At 73.7% G+C, this 23,873-nt stretch carries 21 protein-coding genes; 10 read left to right on the forward strand and 11 right to left on the reverse strand.

The features are described from left to right. The first annotated feature begins 3 nt into the window (after positions 1–3). A complete protein-coding gene (gene hemQ / locus JO379_RS26165; protein ID WP_130881693.1) occupies positions 4–720 on the forward strand; it encodes a hydrogen peroxide-dependent heme synthase in 717 nt (238 codons plus the stop codon). Positions 721–874: 154 nt separating this feature from the next. On the opposite strand, the gene JO379_RS26170 is transcribed toward hemQ, so the two are convergent. Next, positions 875–2,452 carry an alpha/beta hydrolase gene (locus JO379_RS26170; RefSeq protein WP_209517205.1) on the reverse strand — a complete coding sequence of 526 codons (1,578 nt, stop codon included), beginning with the start codon at positions 2,450–2,452 and terminating at the stop codon, positions 875–877. A 252-nt stretch (positions 2,453–2,704) separates the two neighbouring features. On the opposite strand from JO379_RS26170, the gene JO379_RS26175 reads away from it, so the two are divergent. After that, positions 2,705–3,409: a nuclease-related domain-containing protein gene (locus JO379_RS26175; RefSeq protein ID WP_209517207.1), complete on the forward strand. Its 705-nt coding sequence runs from the start codon at positions 2,705–2,707 to the stop codon at positions 3,407–3,409. Positions 3,410–3,446: 37 nt separating this feature from the next. On the opposite strand, the gene JO379_RS26180 is transcribed toward JO379_RS26175, so the two are convergent. Then, positions 3,447–3,839 (reverse strand): BlaI/MecI/CopY family transcriptional regulator, encoded by a 393-nt coding sequence (locus tag JO379_RS26180; protein WP_130881690.1) that lies wholly within the window; start codon positions 3,837–3,839, stop codon positions 3,447–3,449. Between the two features lie 205 nt (positions 3,840–4,044). Here JO379_RS26180 and JO379_RS26185 point away from each other — a divergent pair, with 205 nt between their 5' ends. Then, positions 4,045–6,072 (forward strand): transglycosylase domain-containing protein, encoded by a 2,028-nt coding sequence (locus tag JO379_RS26185; RefSeq protein WP_307842141.1) that lies wholly within the window; start codon positions 4,045–4,047, stop codon positions 6,070–6,072. Between the two features lie 28 nt (positions 6,073–6,100). Here JO379_RS26185 and JO379_RS26190 read toward each other — a convergent pair whose 3' ends face one another. Further along, positions 6,101–7,408, reverse strand: a complete 1,308-nt coding sequence (locus JO379_RS26190; RefSeq protein WP_372449109.1) for a polysaccharide deacetylase family protein — start codon at positions 7,406–7,408, stop codon at positions 6,101–6,103. A gap of 42 nt (positions 7,409–7,450) precedes the next feature. Continuing rightward, positions 7,451–8,233, reverse strand: a complete 783-nt coding sequence (locus JO379_RS26195; protein ID WP_209517209.1) for an aminoacyl-tRNA hydrolase — start codon at positions 8,231–8,233, stop codon at positions 7,451–7,453. A 56-nt stretch (positions 8,234–8,289) separates the two neighbouring features. On the opposite strand from JO379_RS26195, the gene JO379_RS33445 reads away from it, so the two are divergent. Beyond that, the gene (locus tag JO379_RS33445) at positions 8,290–9,222 is read left to right on the forward strand and encodes an ATP-binding cassette domain-containing protein (protein ID WP_245381557.1); all 933 of its coding nucleotides are present in this window, start codon (positions 8,290–8,292) and stop codon (positions 9,220–9,222) included. Further along, positions 9,219–9,896, forward strand: a complete 678-nt coding sequence (locus JO379_RS33450) for an ABC transporter (protein ID WP_245381558.1) — start codon at positions 9,219–9,221, stop codon at positions 9,894–9,896. The genes JO379_RS33445 and JO379_RS33450 overlap by 4 nt, the downstream gene beginning before the upstream one ends. Before the next feature lie 54 nt (positions 9,897–9,950). Here the strand turns inward: JO379_RS33450 and JO379_RS26205 are convergent, their stop codons facing one another. Both JO379_RS26205 and zapE read right to left on the reverse strand, forming a co-directional pair. Further along, positions 9,951–10,841: a polysaccharide deacetylase family protein gene (locus JO379_RS26205; RefSeq protein WP_130881978.1), complete on the reverse strand. Its 891-nt coding sequence runs from the start codon at positions 10,839–10,841 to the stop codon at positions 9,951–9,953. 73 nt (positions 10,842–10,914) lie between these two features. Next, positions 10,915–12,024, reverse strand: a complete 1,110-nt coding sequence (gene zapE, locus JO379_RS26210; RefSeq protein WP_209517211.1) for a cell division protein ZapE — start codon at positions 12,022–12,024, stop codon at positions 10,915–10,917. Positions 12,025–12,107: 83 nt separating this feature from the next. On the opposite strand from zapE, the gene JO379_RS26215 reads away from it, so the two are divergent. The 4 genes from JO379_RS26215 to msrB all read left to right on the forward strand — a co-directional run bounded on the left by JO379_RS26215 (position 12,108) and on the right by msrB (position 15,730). Then, positions 12,108–12,884, forward strand: a complete 777-nt coding sequence (locus tag JO379_RS26215) for a pyrimidine reductase family protein (protein ID WP_209517213.1) — start codon at positions 12,108–12,110, stop codon at positions 12,882–12,884. Between the two features lie 160 nt (positions 12,885–13,044). Next, positions 13,045–13,557: an indole-3-glycerol phosphate synthase gene (locus JO379_RS26220; RefSeq protein WP_130881684.1), complete on the forward strand. Its 513-nt coding sequence runs from the start codon at positions 13,045–13,047 to the stop codon at positions 13,555–13,557. Positions 13,558–13,864: 307 nt separating this feature from the next. Beyond that, positions 13,865–15,268 carry a UDP-N-acetylmuramate--L-alanine ligase gene (murC, locus tag JO379_RS26225; protein ID WP_209517215.1) on the forward strand — a complete coding sequence of 468 codons (1,404 nt, stop codon included), beginning with the start codon at positions 13,865–13,867 and terminating at the stop codon, positions 15,266–15,268. 54 nt (positions 15,269–15,322) lie between these two features. Beyond that, the gene (gene msrB / locus JO379_RS26230) at positions 15,323–15,730 is read left to right on the forward strand and encodes a peptide-methionine (R)-S-oxide reductase MsrB (RefSeq protein WP_209517217.1); all 408 of its coding nucleotides are present in this window, start codon (positions 15,323–15,325) and stop codon (positions 15,728–15,730) included. 28 nt (positions 15,731–15,758) lie between these two features. Here msrB and JO379_RS26235 read toward each other — a convergent pair whose 3' ends face one another. The 4 genes from JO379_RS26235 to lpdA form a co-directional block, all read right to left on the reverse strand. Next, positions 15,759–16,055, reverse strand: coding sequence for a hypothetical protein (locus JO379_RS26235; RefSeq protein ID WP_209517219.1), 297 nt, complete (start codon positions 16,053–16,055; stop codon positions 15,759–15,761). A gap of 50 nt (positions 16,056–16,105) precedes the next feature. Next, entirely contained in the window at positions 16,106–17,911 is a 1,806-nt protein-coding gene (gene treZ, locus JO379_RS26240; protein WP_209518877.1) for a malto-oligosyltrehalose trehalohydrolase, read from the reverse strand. Between the two features lie 113 nt (positions 17,912–18,024). After that, a complete protein-coding gene (locus tag JO379_RS26245) occupies positions 18,025–18,948 on the reverse strand; it encodes a GNAT family N-acetyltransferase (protein WP_209517221.1) in 924 nt (307 codons plus the stop codon). 82 nt (positions 18,949–19,030) lie between these two features. Then, positions 19,031–20,461 (reverse strand): dihydrolipoyl dehydrogenase, encoded by a 1,431-nt coding sequence (gene lpdA, locus JO379_RS26250; protein WP_209517223.1) that lies wholly within the window; start codon positions 20,459–20,461, stop codon positions 19,031–19,033. A gap of 84 nt (positions 20,462–20,545) precedes the next feature. Here lpdA and JO379_RS26255 point away from each other — a divergent pair, with 84 nt between their 5' ends. Further along, positions 20,546–21,460 carry a LysR family transcriptional regulator gene (locus JO379_RS26255; protein WP_372449110.1) on the forward strand — a complete coding sequence of 305 codons (915 nt, stop codon included), beginning with the start codon at positions 20,546–20,548 and terminating at the stop codon, positions 21,458–21,460. On the opposite strand, the gene treY is transcribed toward JO379_RS26255, so the two are convergent. Next, positions 21,430–23,835 carry a malto-oligosyltrehalose synthase gene (gene treY, locus JO379_RS26260; protein ID WP_209517224.1) on the reverse strand — a complete coding sequence of 802 codons (2,406 nt, stop codon included), beginning with the start codon at positions 23,833–23,835 and terminating at the stop codon, positions 21,430–21,432. The two genes, JO379_RS26255 and treY, sit on opposite strands and share 31 nt — an antisense overlap. Positions 23,836–23,873 lie beyond the last annotated feature (38 nt).

The following is a 23,873-nucleotide window of genomic DNA, read 5'->3' on the forward strand; positions in this document are numbered from 1 at the left end:
GACATGACTGACGCCCCTCAGAAGAACCCGAACGCCGGCAAGAAGGCCAAGGACCTCAACGAGGTCATCCGCTACACCCTCTGGTCGGTGTTCAAGCTGCGTGACGTCCTGCCCCAGGACCGGGCGGGCTACGCCGACGAGGTGGAGGAGCTGTTCGCGCAGCTCGCCGAGAAGGACGTCACCGTGCGCGGTACGTACGACCTGTCGGGTCTGCGGGCCGATGCCGATGTGATGATCTGGTGGCACTCGGAGACCTCGGACGCCCTCCAGGACGCGTACAACCTCTTCCGCCGCACGAAGCTCGGCCGCGCGCTGGAGCCGGTGTGGTCGAACATGGCGCTGCACCGCCCCGCCGAGTTCAACAAGTCGCACATCCCGGCGTTCCTCGCGGACGAGACGCCGCGCGACTACGTCAGCGTCTACCCCTTCGTGCGCAGTTACGACTGGTACCTGCTGCCCGACGAGGACCGCCGCCGCATGCTCGCGGACCACGGCAAGATGGCGCGCGGCTACCCGGACGTGCGCGCCAACACCGTCGCCTCCTTCTCGCTCGGCGACTACGAGTGGATCCTGGCCTTCGAGGCCGACGAGCTGTACCGCATCGTCGACCTCATGCGTCACCTGCGCGCCTCGGAGGCGCGCATGCACGTCCGTGAAGAGGTGCCGTTCTACACCGGTCGCCGTAAGGCCGTCTCGGAGTTGGTCGCGGGTCTGGCGTAGCCGGTCGTGGTCGGGGGTCGGGCTGGGGGTCCGGGGGTCGTCCCCCGGGGGATGCGGCCCGGTCGCCGTAAGGCCGTCTCGGAGTTGGTCGCGGGTCTGGCGTAGCCGGTCGTGGTCGGGCGTTCGGCGGTCCGGCGTAGAGGGGCCCGGGCCGTCAGGTCCGGGTCGTGCCGGTCGTCGGCTGGGGCTCCGGGCGTGCCGCGCAGGAGGTGCGGCGCCCGGGGACCGCGCCGGTGAGCAGATAGCGCTCGGTGTGGCGGTTCACGCACGTGTTGGGGCCGCCCGCGATGCCGTGGGTGCCCGCGCCGCGCTCGGTGACCAGCGCCGAGCCCGGCAGCCTGCGCTGGAGTTCCAGCGCCCCCCGGTACGGCGTGGCCGCGTCCCGCTCGGCGGCCAGCAGCAGCGTGGGCGGCAGCGCGCCCTTCGCCACCCGGATCGGCAGCGGCTTCTGCTGGCGCACCTGCCAGAACGCGCACGGCAGGTTCATCCAGGCGTTGTCCCACGTCTCGAAGGGCGCGCGGCGGGCGAGCCGGGTGTTGTCCCGGTTCCAGACCGCCCAGGAGCGCGGCCAGGGCGCGTCGTTGCACTCGACGGAGGTGTAGACGGCGTTGCTGTTCTCCTCCGCCCGCGCGGCCTCGGGGGCGGGTGCGGCGAGCACGCGCAGCGGCTCGTCGTCGCCGCGCAGATACGCGGACAGGGCATTGGCTCCCCGCGCCCAGAAACTGTCGGCGTAGCCCATCTTGAGGAACGCCGACTGCAGCTGCCCCGGCCCGACCGTCCCGCCCGCGGGACGCCGGGCGAGCCGGGCCCGCGCCGTGTCGTACGAGGCCAGCACCTGCCGGGCGGTGCGGCCCAGGTGGTAGACGTCGTCGTGCCGGGCGGCCCAGCGCCGCCAGTCGCCCCAGCGCGTCTCGAACGCGGCGGACTGGTCGAGGTTGTTGCGGTACCAGACCTGACTGGTGCGGGGGTCGACCACACTGTCGAAGACCATGCGGCGCACGTGCCCGGGGAAGAGCGTGGCGTACAGCGCGCCGAAGTACGTGCCGTACGACGCCCCCATGTAGGAGAGCCGCTTCTCACCGAGCGCGGCGCGCAGCACATCGAGGTCACGGGCGTTGTTGAGGCTCGTGAAGTGCTGGAGGTCACTGCCCGCCTTCCGGGCGCACGAGCGCGCGTACGCCCGTGCCTGTGCGACGCGCTTCTTCTTGTAGGCGGCGGAGGGGTGCTTCGGCGCCAGCGTGGGGGCCTTGGCGAACCGCTTCGGGTCCATGCAGGACAGCGGCGCCGACCGGGCGACGCCGCGCGGCGCGTAGCCGACGAAGTCGTACGCCTGGGCGGTCGCGTGCCACTGCGCGAGGCCGGCGAGCAGCGGGAACCACATGCCGGAGCTGCCCGGCCCGCCCGGGTTGTAGACCAGGGAGCCCTGGCGCCGGTCGGGGGTGCCGGTGGCGGCCCCGCGGCTGACGGTGAGGCGGATCTGCTTGCCGTTGGGGCGGGCGTAGTCCAGCGGTACCGAGACCGTGCCGCACCGGATCGACTCCGGGAGCTGTTCGCCGGCCGGGCAGGCGCCGAACGCGATGCCCCGGGCGGCGGCCCGCTCGGCCGCGAGGGCCACGCCGCGCGCCTCGGCCCGGCCCCCCGGCGGGAGGGTGTGGCCGACGCCGTCGGCGGGGGTGGTGAGCCCGGTGAGGACCAGGGACCCGAGGATTCCGTACAGGGCTGCTGCTCTCACTGGCCATCCCTTCACGTCAATGCGACAAAAGGGATAATTGGTTCGGCAGTTGATGTTGTAAAGCACCACGGAGCAGTGTCGGTCGCATTGCGCCCGAAGAGGGGTGCCCCACGGCCGCCGTACGGGCCCGCCCCGGTGTGGGCGCCGGGGGCGCGGGCGAGGCCCCGCGATCGGGGGGACGTCGCGGGGCCTCACTCGGTTCAACGGGCGGGAAATTGGGTTGGTTCCCGCACTTCTGCGGCAGTATGGCGGATGGGGGTGGTAGGAGTGCGCGAGCGGCCGGGCGCGAAGAGGACCGGGGACGGTAAGAACTACGATCCGGAGCGGCTGTTCCTGCCGCCCGACGACGATCTCGCCCCGAACCGCCCGGGGGAGACGCTCCGCGCGCGGCTCGACGCGTCCGGCACCGGCCGGGCCCGGCTCGCCCTCGCCCGGCTGCTGGGGCGCAGGCCCGTGGAGGACGAGTGGCGCACGGCGCTGGCCGGTGAGCAGCTTGTCGGGACGGCGCTGGAGGAGCTGACGGCGGGCGGCTGGGAGGTGGTGCACTCCATCGTCCTGCCGGGCGACGCGATCATCGCCCATCTGCTGATCGGCCCCGGCGGGGTCTTCTGCGTCGGGGTGAAGCACGCCCGCAAGCGGCGGGTCCTGGTCGACGACACCCTGGTGCGGGTGGCCCGGGAGCGCCGGCCGCACCCGCACCTGCGCGACGCGCGACGGGACGCGGCGCGCTCGTCGCTGGTGCTGTCCCGGGGCTGCGGTTTCCCGGTGCGGGTACGGCCGGTGCTGGTGGTCGTCGGAGCCACGAGCGTGGAGGTACCGGCCGCCCTGGAGGACGTACGGGTCCTGCGGGAGCGGGAGATCCCCGAGCTCGGCACGCTGGGCGGAGTCCTGCGTCCCGACCGGGTGGCCCGCGTCCACACAGTGGCACGGAACCGCCGCGTCTGGCTGTGGGCGTGACGAGACGTCAGTAACGGCGAAGATCCGCCGGCAGGTCCTAGCGGACGCCGGCCGCCAGCAGCTGCCGCAGCAGTGCCTCGTCCATGGCGGTCAGCTCGCTGACGAAGCGGGTCAGCACGGCCTCCCGGTCCGGGCGGCCGTCGAGGACCTTGTGCATCCGGCGGGCGGCCAGCCCGCAGTCGTCGGTGACGGGGGCGTAGGCGTAGGCCCGGCCGCGGGGGGTGCGGGTGAGCACCTCCTTGGCGTGCAGCCGGGACAGGATCGTCACGACCGTGCTGTACGTCAGCTCGCCCGCGAGCCTGCTCTGGACCTCGCGGGGGGTCAGCGAGCCCTCGGCCCGCTGCAGCGCCGTGAGGACCTCGCCCTCCAGCGCCCCGTTCGCGCGGCGCCGGCCCTGACGGACCACGGTGGTAGGTGTGGCTGCTGACATGCCTGCGGCGTTCTCTCTGCTCGTCTTCCCGCCCGGTACGACCGGGATGTTCCTCGTCTACAGAAGTGTAAAGGCGTGGTGAGGCTGTTCCTGCCACCCTTTTCGGCCTTCCCGGCGGCGGATCCCCCCGGGCCAAGGGAGGGCGCGGGAGGACTGTGACGGAACCGGCATCCCGGGGATTTGACCCGGGTCGTAGGGTCGAGCGGTGTTCGAACGTCGAAATGGGGCGCACGCCCGGAACCACGCCGCCCCGGCCCGCCGCCGTCGGCCCGCCTCCCGCCTGCTCGGGCGGCTGCGCCCCGCCTACCCCCGCCCGGGGCGGCGGGGCTTCCGCCGGTGGGTGCCGTCGTGGCGGCAGAGCCTCGGCGCGGCCGCCGTCGTCATCGGCGCGTTCGCGGCCCTCGTCGGCGTCCTCTACGCGCGCACGGAGATACCCACCGACCTCAACGCCTTCGCCACCCAGCAGGACAACGTCTACTACTGGGCCGACGGCACCGAGATGGCCCGTACCGGCGAGGTCAACCGGCAGGACACCGCCCTGGAGAAGGTCCCCGAGAAGGTGCGCTGGGCCGCGCTGGCCGCCGAGAACGAGACCTTCTACTCCGACAGCGGCATCTCCGTCAGCGGCATCACCCGCGCCCTCACCAGGATGATCACGGGCGGGGAGACCCAGGGCGGGTCCACCATCACCCAGCAGTACGTGAAGAACGCCTACCTCAACCAGGAGCAGACCTTCACCCGCAAGATCACCGAGATGTTCATCGCCATCAAGCTGGACAACAAGATGACCAAGTCGGAGATCCTGGAGGGCTACCTCAACACCAGCTGGTACGGGCGCGGCACCTACGGCATCCAGCGCGCCGCCCACGCCTACTACGGCAAGGACGTCTCACAGCTCAACGCCAGCGAGGGCGCCGTGCTCGCCTCGCTGCTCAAGGGAGCCGCCCTCTACGACCCGGCGATCAGCCGCGCCAACCACGAGCGGGCCGTGGAGCGCTGGAACTGGATCCTCGACCGGATGGTCACCATCGGCAAGCTCTCCCCGAAGGAGCGGGCCGGGTACACCACCTTCCCCGAGCCCAAGGCCCCGCCCAAGCCGGCCGGGCTGAACGGGCAGACGGGCTATCTCGTGGAGACCGCCCGCGCCTACGTCAGCGCCCGCACCGAGGTCTCCGACGCCGACTTCGACCTCGGCGGCTACCAGATCCGCACCACGTTCGAGAAGCCGAAGGTCGAGGCACTCAAGAAGGCCGTGGCGGACGTCCGGGGCCGGCTCGACCCCGAGCGGCGCGAGGCCGACCGGAACGTCCGCATCGGCGCCGCCTCGGTCACCACCGACGGGCGCATCGTCGCCCTCATCGGCGGACCGGACTACCTCAAGCAGGGGTTCAACGACGCCAACTCCTCCGTCGTCCCGGCGGGCACCGCCTACGCCCCCTTCGTCTACGCGGCGGCCCTGCGCGACGGCGTCCAGCGCGAGCGCGGCAAGCCACGGGTGCGCGTGACCCCGGCCACCGTCTACGACGGCAACGACAAGGTGACGATCCGGACGCCCGAGGGCCCGTACTGGGACCGCTCCGGGAAGATCGTCAAGGCGCTCAACGAGGGCGGCAAGTCCTGGGGCAAGGTGTCGCTGCGGGATGCGGTGGTCAAGGGGATCAACGCCCCGATCATGCAGCTGGGCATGGACGTCGGCCTGGACCGGGTGGGTCGTACGTCCGTGGAGACGGGCCTGCTCGCCTCCAGCCTCGGCCCCCGGGTGCCCGCCTTCTCCCTCGGCACCACCACGCCCAGCGCCATCCGGATGGCCGGGGCCTACGCCACCTTCGCCGCCCGGGGCGCGCACAGCGAGCCGTACTCCGTCACCCGGCTCACCCGCAACGGCGACGCCGTCCCGGTGGAGAAGCCGACGGCCGAACGGGCCCTGCCCGCCTCCGTGGCCGCCTCCGTGGACGACGCCCTGCGCGACACGGTCCGGCGCGGCACCGCCGGAGCGGCACGGGCCGCCGGGGCCGATGTGGCGGGCAAGCCGGGCACCGGCCCGGACAACAAGTCGGCCTGGTTCGTCGGCTACCGCGGCACGCTCTCGACCGCCGTCTCGCTCTCCCGCATCGACCCCAAGAGCCAGGAGCTGCAGCCGCTGACCGGCCTCGGCGGCGCCGCGAAGTCCGCCACCGGCAGCCCGTACCCGATCGGCATCTGGACGGCGTACATGACCGAGCTGGGGAAGTGACGGCCGCGCCCCCCTGCGGGGGCGCGGGTCACTTGAGGAACGTCTGCCAGTTCGGCGCCTGCGCCGGGTCCAGGCCGCGCAGCTTCGCCAGCACCTTCGGGTCCTGCGCGTCCAGCCAGTCGGCGAGCTGCTTGAAGGACACGCACCGCACCCCGTCGCGCTTGCAGACCGACTTCACGACGTCCTCGACGGCCTTCATGTAGATGCCGCCGTTCCAGTCCTCGAAGTGGTTGCCGACGAACATCGGGGCCCGGCTGCCGTTGTAGACCCGCTCGAAGCCGTTGAGATAGCCGTCCCGCGTCAGCTTCCGCCACTCGGCGTATTTCGCCGGGTCGCCCTTGGTCTTGCCGCCGGACTGGTTGTAGAGGAAATTGAAGTCCATGGACAGGACCTGCTTCTCGCTCTTGGGGTACGGAAGCAGTTGCAGCGGGAAATTCCAGATGCCGTTGATCTGGGACGGCCAGAGCTGGAAGTCACCGGGCGAGCTGGCGTCGTAGCGCCAGCCGAAGGACTTCGCCGCCGTCAGGAGCGACTTCTGCCCCTCCAGGCAGGGGGCGCGGCCGCCCACCAGCTCCTTCTTGAAGTCGAAGGGCAGCGGCGGAAGGTCCTTGTAGCCCGTGTTCGTCTTCCAGTTCTGCACGAAGGAGTACGACTGCTCGATCTCGCTCTTCCACTCGGCCGGGCTCCATTCGCCGCCGCCCTTGGGGCCGCAGAAATGCCCGTTGAAGTGGGTGCCTATCTCATTGCCGTCCAGCCACGCACCACGCAGCTGCGAAATGGTGTCCTTGATGTGCTGGTCGGTGGCGTAGGAGATCGCCGCGTCCCCCGGCTTGTGCTGCGGCGGCTTGTACAGCGACGCCTTCGATTTCGGCAGCAGATACATCGAGCTGAGGAAGAACGTCATCTGCGCGTCGTTCGCCTTGGCGACCTTACGGAAGTGTGCGAACAGCTCGTCGTCGCCGGACAGCGCGCCGTCCCAGGAGAAGACCACGAACTGCGGCGGCTTCTCGCCCGGCTTCAGCTTCTCGGCCTTCGGCTGTTTGGGCTGCGGGCCGGTGTAGGACGTCGACCCGTCGCCGAGCACCCTGACCTTGCCGTCCCACTTCTCCTCTTTCGCTTCCGGCTTCTTCTTCTGGGTGCCGTCGGACCCGCTCCGCGCGGAGGTGTCCGCCGCCGGCGAGGCGGCGGTGTCCGTCCGGTCGGCCTTCTCGTCGGCGTCGTCGAACGCCAGCCCGGCGACGATCGCGAGCACGAGGGCCGAGGCGCCCAGGGACTGCCCGGCGTACGAGGACCACTTTGACCGGTTGGACGTTTTCGTCCTATTCGCCCTCGTCAACTTCGTACTCCCTGGCGCCAGTACAGATGTTCCGGCCCAGTATCACCCGATGGTCGGACAACCCCGAAGTGCCGGGTGGTCCGCGACCACCGTGCACGACCCCGGCGCGATCTCCGTGAAGCCCGCGTCCCGCACGACCGGCAGTCCGCTCGTCGTCAGCTCCGCCCAGCGCGCCGGGTCGGCGGTCCGCACCGACAGCGCGAAACCGGCTTCCCGCCAGGCCGCGCGCGCCCCGTCGTCCAGCCCCCACCAGGCGAGATGCGCGCCGTGCCCGGCCTGCGCCATCGCCTTGCCCGCCGACATCTCCAGGTCCGGGTTCAGCCACAGCACCGGCCGGGCGGCGTCCGGTGCGGCCGGCGGCTCGGGGTCGGCCAGATCCGTGCCCGACACCTGGAGCTTGACCAGCTCCTTGGGCCAGCCGTCCAGCGGCACGGGCGGGAAGACCCGCACCTCGGCCGCCGCGCCCGTCACGGTGATCCCCGGCAGCGTCGCCGCCCGCCGCCACTCCGCACCGCGCGCCCGGCGCACCACCTTGCGGATCCGGGCGTCCTGCCAGCCCCGGACGGCGCGCGCCCACTCGCCCTCTTCGTCGCCCTCGCCCTGGGACCGCTCGTCGGACAGCATGGCGAGCACCGCGCGCGCCGCCGTCTGCAGGGCGTCCGTACGGGCCGGCGGCTCGGCCTTCTCGATGTGCACCACGAGCGGCAGGACGAACTGCGGGGAATCATCGCGCGGGTCGGCGCCCCCGGCCTGGGCAGCGGCCTCGGCGGCGGCCTGCGGAGCGGCCTCGGAAACGGTCTCGGAAGCGGTGTCGGAGCTGGTCACGCCCCCAGTCTGCCAGCCGCTTCGAACGCCCGTAGCCGCCCGTTACTGTGTGGCCCATGAGACTGACGGGGGTCGGGCGTCGCTACGGTATCGGCGGCCCGTGGGTACTGCGGGGCGTCGACCTCGAGGTGCGGCCGGGGTCGCTCCTCCGCGTCGAAGGCACCAACGGCAGCGGCAAGTCCACGCTGCTGCGGCTGCTCGCCGGCATCGACGCCCCCACCACCGGCCGGATCACCGGACGGCCGCGTACCGCGTTCGTCCCCGAGCGCTTTCCCGCCGCGCTCCCCTTCACCGCCCTCGGCTATCTGACGATGCTCGGCCGCGTCCACGGACTGAGCCGGTCCGCCGCCACGAGCGCCGCCCACCGGTGGCTGGAGCGCTTCGACGCCGCCGAGCACGCCCGGACCCGCCTGTCCGAACTCTCCAAGGGCAGCAGCCAGAAGGTCGCCGTCGCCCAGGGCCTGCTCGCCGACCCCCCTCTGCTCGTCCTCGACGAGGCCTGGACCGGCCTCGACCAGGCCTCCCGGGCCGTCCTCGACCGCGCCGTGACCAACCGCGTGGCGGCCGGCGGCACGGTCGTCTACGTCGACCACGACCCGGGCCGCCTGGCGGGCGTGCCCGACGCGGTCTTCCGCGTGGAGGCGGGACGGCTGGTCGCAGTGGCTCCGGCGAACACTGCGGCCACGGCGGACGCCGCGGGCGTCCCGGAGCGGCACCCGGCCCGCCCCGCCGGTCCTCGGGTGAGCATCGAGGCCGAAGGGCCGCCCGGTGCCCGGCTGCCCGACGGCCTGCCCGGCGATCCCGAGCACGGGAGCCTCGGCCCCGCGACCCCCGCGGCACCCGGTGCCCCCGCCGTCCACCGCCTGTCCGTCGCCGCCGCGCACTCCGACGACCTGCTCCGGGCCCTCCTGGCGGCCCGCCCCGCATGGCACATCCGCGCCGTGACGCCGGCGCGGCCCGCCCCCGTCGAAGGAGAGCCCGGCCGATGACCGCCCTGCTCCGCTACCAGGCCGCCCTGCTGGCCCGCTCGCACCGGTGGCTGCCCCCGCTGCTGCTCTATCTGGCCGTCATGGCCATCGGGGTGCAGACCGGCCAGCCGGTCCTGGACTCGCTCGGCTTCGCGGCGGCCGTGCTGCTGCCGGTGACCGCGTGGCTGGTGCGGGTGTGCGTGACGAACGAGCCGGGCGCCGCCCGGGACTGCGCCGCCGCCGCGGCCGGCCCGGCCCGCGTCCATCTCGCGGCGCTGCTCACCGCGCTGCTCACCGCGACGGGCCTCGCCGTGGTGGGCACCGCGGTCGTCATGGCGGTCAGCGACCCGCGCGGCACCCGCCACGAGGAACTGCCGGTCTGGTCCGCGGCGGGGGCGGGGCTGGTGGCCGCCGTGACGTGTGTGCTGCTCGGGGCGGCCGTCGGGGCGCTGGGCAACCGGCCGGTGCTGCGCAGCACCGCGTGGGCGGTGCCGACGACGCTGCTCGGGGCGTTCGTGGTGCTCTTCGCCGGGGGCTCGCCCGCGAGGGCCGCCGTGAACGGGCTGGTCAGCGGCTCCCGGACGGCGACCGTGACGGTGCCGCTGGTGCCGCTCGCCCTGGCCGCCGCGCTCGCGGCGGTGGCCCTGGCCGCGGCCTGCGCGCTCAGTGCGCGGCAGCCGGGCGGCGGGCCGTGAGGGGCCGTACGCACAGGTGCCGGACACCCCGGCCGGCCGGCCCGCCGGGGGCGGTCAGCGACCGGCGATCAGGTCGGAGACCCGTACGAACTCATAGCCCCTGGCACGCAGCTCCGGCACGATCCGCCGGATCGCCTCCTCCGTGACCGGTGCCGCGCTGCGCGTGCAGTGCATCACGACCACTGAGCCGGGCTTCACCTGCGACAGCACCGCCTCGGCCACCGGGGCGGCCCGCTTGGCGAAGGCGTCGCCGCTGACCACGTCCCACTGCACGGCCGTCGCCTTCGTCGGGCCGATGGCACGCAGCACGGCGTCGTCGTGACAGCCGCCGGGGAAGCGGAAGTACGGGACCGTGTTCTTGACCCCGGCGCGGCGGAAGGCGTCGAAGGCGCGCTCGACATCGGCGCGGGCGCCCTTGAGCGGGACGGTCGGCAGCTTGTAGCAGGGGGTGGAGAACGCGTGGTGCGCGTACGAGTGGTTGGCGACCTCGAAGAGCGGGTCACCGCCGATGGACCGAGCCTGGTCCGGGTACTGCTCCGCCCACTTGCCGGTCATGAAGACCGTGGCGGGCACCTTCAGCCGCCGCAGGGTCGCGATGAGCCGGGGATTGTCGAACCGCTCGCCGCGCGCCGCCCGTTCGTCCTGGTCCGCCGTCATGTCGGCGTCGAAGGTGAGGGCGACCCGCTTGCCGCCGTCGCGCTTGCCGTGGGAGAAGACGGGGGCGGCCCCGCCGGGCCCGGGCGGGAGGGTCGGCGCGGGCGACCCGGCGGCGGGCGTCGCAGGTGCGGTGGGTGCGGTGGGCTGCACGGCAGGGGCCGACGCGGCGGAGGGCTTGCCGGGACCGGCGGCGCCGGAGTCGTCCGCGCCGCAGGCCGCCAGCGTGCCGCACAGCAGGGCGGCGGCGGCCGGGGCGAGGGCCCGCCGGGCGCGCGGGGAATGGGTCATGGGGGACACCGGGGAACCGTATCGGACACATCATCCGAAGGTGTGTGACCCCGGTGCCGCCCCAGGCCGACCGCTACTCCTTGACCAGCGACTTCGCGTCGCGGGCGAGGGCCGTGAGCCGGGAGATCGCCCGGAAGTACTTCTTCTTGTACCCGCCGTTCAGCATCTCCGCGCTGAACAGCTCGTCGAACGGCCGTCCCGACGCCAGCACCGGGATCTCGCGGTCGTAGAGCCGGTCGGCGAGCACCACGAGCCGCAGCGCGGTCGACTGGTCGGGGATCGGCTCCACGCCGGTCAGGCACACGGCCGACAGGGAGTCGCACATGGCGCCGTAGCGGCTCGGGTGCACCTTGGACAGGTGGTCGAGCAGGGCGGGGAAGTCATCCAGCGAGGCGCCGTCCGTCGCGTGCGCCACCCGCTTGACGGTCTCGTCGTCGAACGGGGCGGGGGCCTCGGGCAGGCCGCGGTGGCGGTAGTCCTCGCCGTCGATGCGCAGGGGGCGGAAGTGCGCGGACAGGCCCTGGATCTCGCGCAGGAAGTCGGCGGACGCGAAGCGGCCCTCGCCGAGCTTGCCCGGCAGCGTGTTGGACGTCGCGGCCAGCGCCACGCCCGCGTCGACCAGCTTGCCCAACAGGGTCGAGACGAGCACGGTGTCGCCCGGGTCGTCCAGCTCGAATTCGTCGATGCACAGCAGCCGGTGGCCGCTGAGCGTCCGCACGGTCTGCTGGAAGCCCAGCGCGCCGACGAGGTTGGTCAGCTCCACGAAGGTGCCGAAGGCCTTGTGCTCCGGGGCGGCCGGGGTGGCGTGCCAGAGGGAGGCCAGCAGGTGCGTCTTGCCGACGCCGTAGCCGCCGTCGAGGTAGACACCGCGCGGGCCGGCGGGCACGGAGGGCTTCGCCTCGCGCCGGAACCAGCGCTTGCGCCCCGCGCCGCTCGCGCTCGCGCCGCCCCCGAGCCCGGCCGCGAAGCCGGCGAGCACCCGCACGGCCTCGGCCTGGCTGGGCTGGTTCGCGTCGGGGATGTAGTTGTCGAACCGCACCGAGTCGAAACGCGGCGGCGGCACCATCTCGGCGACCAGGCGGTCGGCGGGCACCTGCGGTGCGCGTGAGGTCAGCGCGAGCGGCCCGTCGGAGGCGGGGCCGGCGGGGCCGGGGGAGGCGGGGGAAGCGGTGGAGGACGACACAACCGTCCAGGGTAGTCGCTGCGTGCGACACCCTCGCTCGAGGCGGCGGTACGAGCCGTCCCGGTCATGCCACACTGCCGCCTATGCGACGCCTGTTCCCCTCCCCGCCGGCCCCCTCCGACCTCGAAGACCGCGAATGGGGGCTGGACGAACTGGCGGACGCCTACGCCTACCCCGAGACGGCGGACGGCGCCGGGCGCCCCTGGCTGCGGGCCAACATGGTCTCCTCGCTCGACGGCGCCGCCCACCACGAGGGGCGCTCGCAGCCGCTGTCCTCCGAGGCCGACATGCGGATCTTCGGCACCCTGCGCGGCCTCGCCGACGCGATCGTGGTCGGGGCCGAGACCGTACGGCAGGAGGGCTACCGCCCCGCGCGCGCCCGGGAGGCGTTCGCGGCGCGGCGGGCGGCGCTCGGCCAGCCCGTGGCGCCGGTGATCGCGATCGTCAGCGCCGGGCTCGACCTGGACTTCTCGCTCCCGCTGTTCACCTCGCCCCTGGTGCCGACGATCGTGCTGACCGGCGAGGACGCCCCGGTGGAGCGGGTCGCCGCGGCCCGCGAGGCCGGCGCGGAGGTCGTCACGGCCGGCCAGGGGCACCGGGTGGACCCCGCGCGGGTGCCGGCGGTGCTGGCCGGGCGGGGGCTGACGCGGCTGCTCACGGAGGGCGGGCCACGGCTGCTGGGCCAGTTCGCGGGGGCGCGGGTGCTGGACGAGATGTGCCTGTCGCTGGCTCCCCTGGTGGCCTCCGGTACCGCGCCGCGCATCATGAACGGGCCGCCGCTCGCCGTGCCGGAACGATTCGCTCTCGCCTCCGTCATCGAGGAGGGCGGTTTTCTGTTCAATAGCTACCGAAGAGTCTGACAATCGGCGGAATTTGCTGCTCCGGTTAGCTTCGGGTGGGCAGAATTGAGTCAGACGCGTCCTCGAGGGGCACGAGATCACAACAGGCGGGCCCATGGAGGGCACGCGCAGGATGGTTTCTGTTGGGCCCGGTGGCCCACGTAGCAGAAGGGCTCCCACCGTGTTCACGAGCGTATTGATGATCGAGCAACCGCTGTCCGTCACCGACGTCGACTTCGTCACCACCCTCCACGACGACGCGATGTCCTTCGTCGTCCTGATGCAGCCCAGAGGCGCCGAGGACCGGCTGCTGCGGGCCATCGACGACGTGGCGCTCGGCGAGCTGGAACAGGCCGTCCACGAGGCCGACGAGCCCGAGGGCGAGCAGGCCGTGCGGCCCGCCGCCCTCGCCCTCGAACACTCGCTCCGGCTGCTCCGCGACGCGGGCAGCGAGGCCGTGGGCCAGATCGTCGACGGCCACCCGCTGGACCTGCTGCGCTCCGTCGTGGAGCAGACGCACGCCGACGAGGTGATCGTGCTGACCGCCCCGCACCTGGTCGAGGAGTTCTTCCACCGGGACTGGGCCTCGCGCGCCCGCCACAAGGTGGGTGTCCCCGTCCTCAAGCTCTACGCCCACAACGACGAGGACGAGACGGAGACCAAGGACGAGAGCCGGGACGAGGGCACGGGCTGACGGGCCGGGCGCGGGCCGGGCGCGGGCCCGGTCCCGTCAGCACTCCCGCACGGACGGCACCCGGTCGCGCGGACCGGGGCCGTCGCCGCGCGGTGCGCGCGTCACCCCGGTGGGTGAGCGGCGGGTGAGCGCAGCAGCGGCGCCGTCCGGGTGCTCCCCGTCGACGCCCCCACCCTGAGCACGCACCGGCCCCGCCGTGATCGCCGCGGGTCCGGCCGGCGGGGGTGGCCGTGGGCGGGGCTGTCGGTACCGGGTGCAACAATCGGGCGTAGCTACACCCGGAACCGACCCTCAGGGAGCACCGCACATGGCACCGGCCGTCCCCACGACGATGGACCGACCGCACTTCATCGGCATCGGCGGCGCCGGCATGTCGGGCATCGCGAAGATCCTCACGCAGCGCGGCGCCCGTGTCGCGGGCAGCGACGCGAAGGACTCCGCCACCGCCGAGGCGCTGCGCGCCCTGGGAGCCACCGTGCACATCGGGCACGCCGCCGGGCACCTGGCCGAGGACGCCACCTGCGTCGTCGTCTCCAGCGCCATTCGCGCCGACAACCCCGAGCTGGCGGCCGCCGCCGAGCGCGGCATCCCCGTCGTGCACCGCTCGGACGCCCTCGCCGGGCTCATGGAGGGCCTGCGCCCGATCGCCGTCGCCGGTACGCACGGCAAGACGACCACGACCTCGATGCTCGCGGTCTCCCTCGACGCCCTCGGCCTCGACCCCTCGTACGCCATCGGCGGCGACCTCGACGCCCCGGGCTCCAACGCCCGGCACGGCGCCGGCGAGATCTTCGTCGCCGAGGCGGATGAAAGCGACCGCAGCTTCCACAAGTACGCGCCCGAGGTCGCCATCATCCTCAACGTGGAGCTGGACCACCACGCGAACTACGCGTCGATGGACGAGATCTATGAGTCGTTCGAGACCTTCGTCGGCCGGCTCCGCCCCGGCGGCACCCTCGTCATCTCCGCCGACCAGGCGGGCGCCCGCGAGCTCACCGAGCGCCTCGCCCGGAACACGGCCCGCGAGGACATCGAGGTCGTCACCTACGGCGAGGCCGAGGACGCGGACGTGCGGGTCCTCAAGGTCAACCCGCGCGGCCTGACCAGCGAGGTCACCGTCGTCATCAAGGGCAAGGTGCTCACCTTCGCCGTCTCCGTCCCCGGCCGCCACTACGCGCACAACGCCGTCGCGGCCCTCGCCGCGGGCGTCGCGCTGGGCCTGCCGCTGCACAATCTGGCCTCCGCGCTCGGCAAGTACACCGGCGTCAAGCGCCGCCTCCAGCTCAAGGGCGAGGCGAAGGGCGTGCAGGTCATCGACTCCTACGCGCACCACCCGACCGAGATGACGGCGGACCTCGAGGCCATCCGCGGCGCCGCCGCCGACGCGCGCCTGCTCGTGGTCTTCCAGCCGCACCTCTTCAGCCGCACCCAGGAGCTGGGCACCGAGATGGGCCAGGCGCTGGCCCTCGCGGACGCCTCCGTGGTCCTCGACATCTACCCGGCGCGCGAGGAGCCGATCCCCGGCGTCACCAGCGCCGTGATCATCGACGCCGGGCGGGCCGCGGGCGCGGACGTGCGCGCCGAGCACGACATGGCGGCCGTCGCCGAGGTGATCGCGGGAATGGCCCAGCCCGGTGATCTCGTTCTGACCATGGGCGCCGGCGATGTGACGGACCTCGGTCCGAAGATCCTGGCCCGCCTGGAGAGCTGACCCGAAGACGCGAGAGCACGTCGCGAAAGACCCGTCCTCACCGAAAGGCGCGAGATGTCGTACGAGGTCGAGAAGCCGGACGAGCAGTGGCGCGCGGAGCTGACCCCTGAGGAGTACCAGGTGCTCCGCCAGGCCGGCACCGAGCCCGCCTTCCGCGGTGAGTACACCGACACCAAGACGGCGGGGGTCTACTCCTGCCGGGCCTGTGGCGCGGAGCTGTTCCGCTCCACGGAGAAGTTCGAGAGCCACTGCGGCTGGCCGAGCTTCTACGACCCGAAGGACTCCGCCGCCGTCGAGCTGATCGAGGACCGCTCGCACGGCATGACCCGCACCGAGGTGCGGTGCTCGCGCTGCGGCTCGCACCTCGGCCACGTCTTCGAGGGCGAGGGCTACCCCACCCCGACCGACCAGCGGTACTGCATCAACTCGATCTCGCTGCGGCTGGAGCCGGCCGAGGGCTGACGAGGGGCGCTGAGAAGGGGCCTCGGGGTCAGCTCCTGCCGATGGCGCTCAGGCCCTTCTGGAGATCCTCGTAGTTCATCACCGGCTGGATGTGGATCTCCGCCTCCAGCTCCGTGAAGAACCTTTCGAGGATCGGGGGCATCTGTGAGGAGTCCTCCATGTCGAAGACCATCAAGCAGGAGCGCCCGCCGTCCATCGGGGCGAAGTAGGCGGCCTCGGGGTGGACCTTCTCCATGACCTCCTGCAGCACCTCCGGCAGCTTTCCGTTCTTGATCGCCTCGTTTCCCGCGCGGGTGTCCAGCCGGGCCTCCAATAGCGTGCGCATGGTCCTTCACTCCTTCGGCGGCGCACCCGCGCATGGCGTTCCGGCAGCGCTCACGAAGGCGCGGTCGCGCCACTTCCAGCGTCTGCCCGCTGGTCGGGCTCCGCAACAGCGGGCCCGAGGCGCAGCACGACGGCCGTCTCGGGCGGCAGCCGCAGCACGCCGTCCGCGTCCGGCGGCCCGACGGGACGCCACGCCAGGACGGCCTCGGCACCCGCCGCGTCGGGGCCCAGCTCCAGCGCGACGGGCCGGTCGGAGAGATTGACCGCCAGGTGCAGGGGGCCGCGCCGGAAGTGGACCGTGCGGTCCCCGGCGAAGAGCGCGTCGTACTCCCACCGGGGATCGCCGAGGGCCGGCTCGGTCCGGCGCAGGGCGATCAGATGCCGGTACCAGTCGAGCAGCGCCGTGTGCGGCGCGCGGTCCGGCTCGCTCCAGTCGAGGCAGGAGCGGTCCCGGGTGGCGGGGTCCTGGGGGTCGGGGATGTCCTTCGCCGCCCAGCCGTGCGCGGCGAACTCCCGCCGCCTTCCGGTGCGCACGGCCTCGGCCAGCGCCGGATCCGTGTGGTCGGTGAAGAACTGCCAGGGCGTGCGGGCCCCCCACTCCTCGCCCATGAACAGCATCGGGGTGAAGGGCGCGCACAGTACGAGCGCGGCCGCGCAGGCCAGCAGCCCGGGGGACAGCCGGGCCGAAAGCCGGTCGCCCAGGGCCCGGTTGCCCACCTGGTCGTGCGTCTGGGCGTAGCCGAGGAGCCGGTACGCGGGTGTGGCGCGCGGATCGAGGGGGCGGCCGTGGGGGCGGGAGCGGAAGGCGGAGTACGTGCCGTCGTGGAAGAAGCCACCGCGCAGCGTCTTGGTGAGGGCGTGTGCCGGGTCGGCGGCGAAGTCCGCGTAGTACCCCTGGGACTCGCCTGTCAGGGCCGTGTGCAGCGCATGGTGGAAGTCGTCGTTCCACTGGGCGTGGATGCCCATGCCGCCCGCTTCGCGCGCGGTGGTCGTGGCCGGGTCGTTGAGGTCGGACTCGGCGATGAGGAAGAGCGGCCGCCCCAACCGCCCGGCCAGGGCGTCGACCGCGGCCGACAGCTCGGCGAGGAAGTGCTTCGGCCCGGTGTCGATCAGCGCGTGCACCGCGTCCAGCCGCAGCCCGTCGAGCCCGTAATCACGCAGCCAGGCCAGGGCGCTGCCGATCAGGAACGCCCGGACCTCGGCGGAGCCGGGGGCGTCGAGGTTGACGGCCGCGCCCCACGGCGTGTGGTGGGTGTCGGTGAAGTACGGGCCGAAGGCGGGCAAATGGTTGCCGGACGGGCCCAGGTGGTTGTGCACGACGTCGAGCACGACGCCGAGGCCCCGCGCGTGCGCCGTGTCCACGAAGCGCCGCAGGCCCGCCGGGCCGCCGTAGGGCTCGTGGACGGCCCAGAGGGAGACCCCCTCGTACCCCCAGCCGTGCGTGCCCGGGAACGGGCACACGGGCATGAGTTCCACATGGGTGATGCCCAAGTCGGCCAGGTGGGGCAGCCGCTCGGCGGCCGCGTCGAAGGTGCCCTCGGGGGTGAAGGTGCCGATGTGCAGCTCGTAGAGGACCGCGCCGGGCAGCGGGCGGCCCGGCCACGGCTGCCGCCGGCCGGAGGCGGCCGGATCGACGACCGCGCTGAGCCCGTCGGGGCCGTCCGGCTGGCGGCGGGAGCGCGGGTCGGGCAGCACGGGCCCGCCGTCCAGGGCGAAACCGTAGCGGTCCCCAGCGGCAGCGGGGACCGCGCACCGCCACCAGCCCGCGCGGGCCGGATGGCGCTCCATGGGGTGCTCGCGGTCCGCCGCGCGCAGCACCACCCGTCCGGCGTTCGGCGCCCACACCTCGAACAGCACAGCCGGCTCCTCTCGACGACGCTCGACGACGGTGCTGTTCATGGTGCCCGGCCCCGGCCGTCCGAATGCGGCCCGGGCGGACACCAGATGGCGGTCAGTCAGCTGAGGGGTGGTCAGCCGCTCTGCGGGGGCACGAGGTCGACGCGTTCCTGGGTGACCGGGTACCCCGCCTTCGCGAAGGTGGCCGCCATCGGGTGGTTGCCCTGGTCGGTCGCCGCCGCGATCCACGTCGCACCCTCGGCGACCAGGTCGTGGGTGCACTCCACGAGCAGGTCGTACGCGTAGCCGTGGCCGCGCTGCCCGGGCACGACCCCGATGTACCCCACGCACGGCCCGGCCGGGTTGTGCGCGGGCACCTGGAGGCCGACCGGCTCGCCGTCGGGGGTGTAGGCGAGCTTCCACCAGGCGCGCGGCGAGGGCAGCCAGTCGAGGAACCCCATGAACTCGTCGACGGCCCCGTCCGGCCCGAGCTCGGCGAGGTTCCGCCGGTCATGGGCGTCGAGGGTCCCCTGATGCGTCCGGCGCACCACATCCCGTATCACCGCGTCGTCGGGCTCCGCCCGGAACGTGAGCCGCCCGGGCCGCTCCGGCAGCCCGCACGCGGTCGTCCACTCGTAGCGGAAGCGGTCGACGAGATGGCGCAGACCCGCCGCCTCGGCCGCGGCGATCCGGGCCTCGCCGGCCGTCCGCGTCTCCGGCCGGTCCCGCCATCCGGGCGGGGCCAGCAGGCAGTACTCGGTGCGCAGCGGCGCCGTGCGCAGCAGCCGGACCGCGGCCTCGTCCTCGCCCTCGGCGAAGTCGAACCAGTCGAGGGCCTTCGGCGCCTCGTCGCCGGGCCCGCCCCACCAGGCGGCGCGTGCCACGACCTTGTCGTCGCGCAGCGCGACCCAGGTCCAGTCGGGGCGGTACTCGCCGCCCTCGTGGAGGGGCGCGTAACGGTGGCCGAAGGCGGCCCGGCCGACGAGGCCGGGGTCGGGCAGGGACGTGAAGAGAGCGGTGTCGTTCTCGGTGAGCGCGCGGATGACCAGCTCGGTCATGAAGGTCCTTCTTCCGGTGGACGGCTCCGGAACGCTAGGAGACGTCCACCCCGGCGTCCAACGCTTTTCCCGTGCACAGTACTTACTGCTGGTGCAGCCCCCGGCCGGCCAGGGACAGGAACACCTCGCCGACCGCCTCCGAGAGCGTCGGATGCGGGTGGACGTGCTGGGCCACATCGGCGGCCTCGGCGTCCCAGCCGACGATCAGCTGGCTCTCCGCGATCATCTCCGAGACATGCGGGCCCACGAGGTGCACGCCCAGCACCCGGCCCCCGCTCCCGCCCGTCGCCCCTGCCTCCGTGACGACCTTCACCACCCCGCCCTGCCCGTGCACCATGCCCTTGGCGACCGCCGTCAACGGCATCGAGTTGACCTTCACCTCATGGCCCCGCTCCCGTGCCCCGGCCTCGGACAGGCCCACGGACGCCGTCTGGGGGCTGGAGTAGGTGACCCGCGGCACGGCCGCGTAGTCGACCGGCCGCGGCGCCCCGCCCGCGAGGGTCTCCGCGACCACCAGCCCCTCGGCGAAGGACGCGTGCGCCAGCCCCAGTGACGGCGGCGGCAGCAGATCGCCGACCACATGGATGCCCGGCACGGAGGTCTCCAGGCGCGCCCAGTCGGCCGGCGCGACGAACCCCCGCGCGTCCGTGGCCAGCCCGGCGGCCGCCAGCCCCAGCCCGTCGGTGACCGGCACCCGGCCCACGGCCACCAGCAGCCGCTCGGCCTCCACGACCCGGAACTCCCCGCGCGCGGTACGGACGGTGGCCCGCACCCCGCCCTCGTAGGGCCGCGCGTCCTCCAGCCGCGCGCCCACCTGGACGTCGATGCCGCGCTTCTTCAGGCCCCGGGTCAGATGCCGGCTCACGTCGGCGTCCTCCAGCGGCAGCAGCCGGCCGGCCGCCTCCACCAGCGTCACCTCGGCGCCCATCGACCGGTGCAGGGAGGCGTACTCGACGCCGATCGCGCCGCCGCCCAGCACCAGCACCGAGGTGGGCAGCCCCGGGGCGAACAACGCGTCGTCACTGGTGACGACCCGCTCGCCGTCCGGCTCCAGCCCGGGCAGCGTGCGCGGCCGTGAACCCGTGGCGAGCACGATGCCGCGCCGCACGGTCCACCGGGACCCCGCCTCGGCACCCGAGTCGACCCGGACGCCGCGCGGGCCCGTCAGCGAGGCGGAACCGCGCACCACGCGCACCCGCGCGTGGGACAGGTGCCCCTCCACGCCCTTGTGGTTGCGCGCGACGATGTCGTCGCGGGTGGCGGTCAGCGCGGACCAGTCGACGGAGTCGAGCGTCACCTTCACCCCCCACCGCTCCCGCGCCTCGGCGATCCCGTCCACCAGCTCCGCGGCGTGCAGCATCGCCTTGCTCGGCACGCAGCCGCGGTGCAGACAGGTGCCGCCCACCAGATCGCGTTCCGCGAGGACGACATCGAGCCCCAGGGCGGCGGCGCGCAGCGCGGTGCTGTACCCGCCGGTGCCGCCACCGATGACAAACACATCTGTTTCCTGCATGTCTTCACCCTGCGCCGCGAGCGATCATGAGTCCAACGCAATGTTTCGATGGATTCGATGACAGCTGTTCATAGGGGGAGCCGGTTGAGTCTGCGACAGATGGAGTACCTGGTCGCGGTGGTGGCGGAGGAGTCCTTCACCCGGGCCGCCGAGGCGCTCAACGTCACCCAGTCCGCGCTCTCGCACCAGATCAAGGCGCTGGAGCGGGAGGTCGGCGGCCCGCTGCTGGAGCGGCGCCCGCGCGGCATCGGGCTCACGCCCATGGGCCGCGCCTTCCTGCCGCACGCCGAACTGGCGGTGCGCAGCGCCCAACAGGCGCGCCGCGCCGCGAAGGCCGCGGCCGGGGCGGCGGGCGGCGAGCTGCACATCGCGACGCTGCACGCGCTCGCCGTCGGCGTGCTGCCGTCCGTCTTCGCCCGCTGGCGGCGCGAGTACCCCCAGGTCCTGCTGAACCTCCACGAGTACGCCACCACGGAGGAGCTGCGCGATCACATGGAGCGCGGCGTCGCCGACGTGGCCGTCGGCCCCCGGCCGGACGACTGGCACGGCCCCGTCGTCCCGCTCGGCCAGGAGGAGATCATGCTGGTCACCTCCGCCGACGACCCGCTCGCGGCCCGCGCGCAGCCGGTGCGGCTGACGGAACTGGCCGACCGGGTATGGGTGCGCTGCGCCCTCGAACCGGTGGTGCAGGGGCAGCGCTGGCTGGACTGGGTCTGCGAGCGGAGCGGCTTCGCCCCCCGTACGGGCATGTGGACCGAGCACTCCTCCACCGCCGTCCGGATGGCGGTGGCCGGCGTGGGCCTCGTCGCCGCGCCCCCGCACCTCGCCCGGGACGTCACCGGCGCGGCGGTCCTCGCCGTCGACCCGCCCTGGCACCGGGAACAGACCGCCTACTCCCGGGTGGAACTCACCGGCATCGCCGCCACCTTCGTGCGCATCGGCCAGGAGCTGGCCTTCCCGGACACCGCTCAGGCCCGCACCAGCAGCGCCACGGGGTAGCGGTCCAGCAGCTCCGACAGCGCCGCCCCGCCCTCGTACCCGCGGTCGGTCAGCAGCTCGCGCCACCGGCCGCCGCCGGGCAGGGCCAGCGTCGTGTCCCGCCAGCCGCCGGCGTCCGCGAGCCGGCGGGACAGCCGGGTCACGGCGGTGACGACCTCGCCCGAACGGGTGAAGGCCACGCAGTGCCCGGCGGCCGGGCCGAGCGCGGTCAGCGGCTCGTACGAGGCCTCGGCGGCGAACCAGGCGGGGTGGGCGCGACGCAGCAGCAGCGCGGTCCGGGTGAGCCACAGCTTCTCCGCCGAGAGCCCGCCGTCCACCGGGGCCGCATCGGCGAGCGGCCCGTCGGGGAACCGCGGCACCCGGCGGTTGTCCGGGTCGACGAGCGCGGTGCGGTCGTGCTCGGTGCCCATGTAGAGATCCGGCACGCCCGGCATGGTGAGGTGCAGCGCCGCGGCACCGAGGACGTTGGCCCGCACCACCGGGCCCATCTCGCGGACCAGGGGCGCGAGCGCGGCGCCGGGCGGCCCGCACGGGCCGGTCGCGACGAACGCCTCCACCGCCCGCTCGTAGGCCGCGTCCGGCTCGGTCCACGTCGTGCGCAGCGCGGCCTCGCGCACGCTCTTGAGGACCGCGGGGACGAGGCGCCCCGCCTCGACGGCGCCCGAGCCGTCCGCCGCGCAGATCCCCAGTGCGCTCTGCCAGGCCACCCACGCCACGTGCGGGTCGGGCGCCGCCGCCAGGGCCGCCAGCCGGTCCATCAGATCGGCCCACCGCCGCGGGTACTGCGTCAGCGCCGCGATCCTCGCCCGCGCGTCCGCACTGCGCTTGGTGTCGTGGGTGGACAGCACCGTCCCGGTGGCCGGCCAGTCGCGCCGCAGCCGGGCGCAGTAGGCGTGGAACTCGCCCGGCGGGACCGCGGGCCGCTGCGGGGTGCCGCCGACCTCGTTGGCGGACAGCAGGGGCGCGTAGCGGTAGAAGGCCGTGTCCTCCACCGACTTGGCGTGCAGCGCGGACGCGGTCTGCGCGAACCGCGCGCAGAAGTCCCGGTGGTCCGGCCCGTCCCCGAGCCGGCCGAGCGCCGCGTCCCGCACGACCTCCACCGCCGCGGCCTCCTCGGCCACGGAGAAGGCCGTACGGGCGCCCTGGGCCGCCTCGTCCAGCAGTGCGGCGTCCACCGGGGCCACCGGCTCCCCGGGCACCGCGTACGGGCGGTAGACGGGCAGCCGGACGAGGATCTCGCGCAGGGCGGTGCGCAGGGCCCACGGGGCGTGGTCGCGCAGCAGGGGCGAGGTGTCACGGGCCCGGTCGAGGGTGCGGACCAGCCGCTCGACCTCCGCGGCCAGTTCATGGGTGACGACCTTGTAGGCCGCGCGCCGCACCGTCGCCGGCCAGTCGCCGCCCCGGTCGGGCGGCCCGCCGGTGAACGCGCGGTACGCGGCTGTCAGCGCGGTGGCGCCCTCCGGGTCCACGAAGAGGCCGTCGATGTGGCGCAGGGCGTCGTAGCCGGTCGTCCCGGCCACGGGCCAGTCGCCGGGCAGCCGTTCGTCGCCGCTGAGGATCTTCTCGACGACCGTCCAGCAGCCACCCGTCGCCTTCCCCAGCCGCCGGAGATAGCCGGCCGGGTCCGCGAGCCCGTCCGGGTGGTCGATCCGCAGGCCCTCGACCACCCCCTCGCGCAGCAGCCGGAGCACCGTGGCGTGGGTGGCGGCGAAGACCTCGGGGTCCTCCACGCGGACGGCGATCAGCGTGGAAATGGTGAAGAAGCGGCGGTAGTTCACCTCGGTGCGGGCCAGCCGCCACCAGGCCGGCCGGTACCACTGGGCGTCCAGCAGCTCCGGCAGCGGCAGCCGCTCGGTGCCCGGCCGCAGCGGGAAGGCGTGGTCGTGCCAGCGCAGCTCCCCGTCCACCACGCGCAGGTGGGGCAGCTCGTCGCCCAGCCGGCCGCCCAGCACCGGCAGCAGCACCTTCCCGCCGTGCTCGGCCCAGTCGATGTCGAACCAGCGCGCGTACGGCGACGCGGGGCCGTCCCGCAGGACCTCCCACAGCGGCCCGTTCAGCCGCGCGGGCACCGGCACCGCCATGTGGTTCGGCACGATGTCGAGGACCAGTCCGAGCCCGTGCTCCCGGGCGGTACGGGCCAGCGCGCGCAGCCCCTCCTCACCGCCCAGCTCCGCCCGGACCGCCGCGTGGTCGACCACGTCGTAGCCGTGCTCGGAGCCCGGCACCGCCTCCAGCACCGGCGACAGGTGCAGATGCGAGATACCGAGCGAGGCGAGGTAGGGCACGGCCCTTCGGGCCGCCGCGAAGGGGAAGTCCGGCTGGAGCTGGAGCCGGTACGTGGCGGTCGGGGGCGGCACGGTGCTGTCGGGCGTCATGGGAACGTACGTACCCGCAACGGGCGGTGATGCCGCAA

The organism is Streptomyces syringium, assembly GCF_017876625.1.
Lineage (GTDB): Bacteria > Actinomycetota > Actinomycetes > Streptomycetales > Streptomycetaceae > Streptomyces > Streptomyces syringius.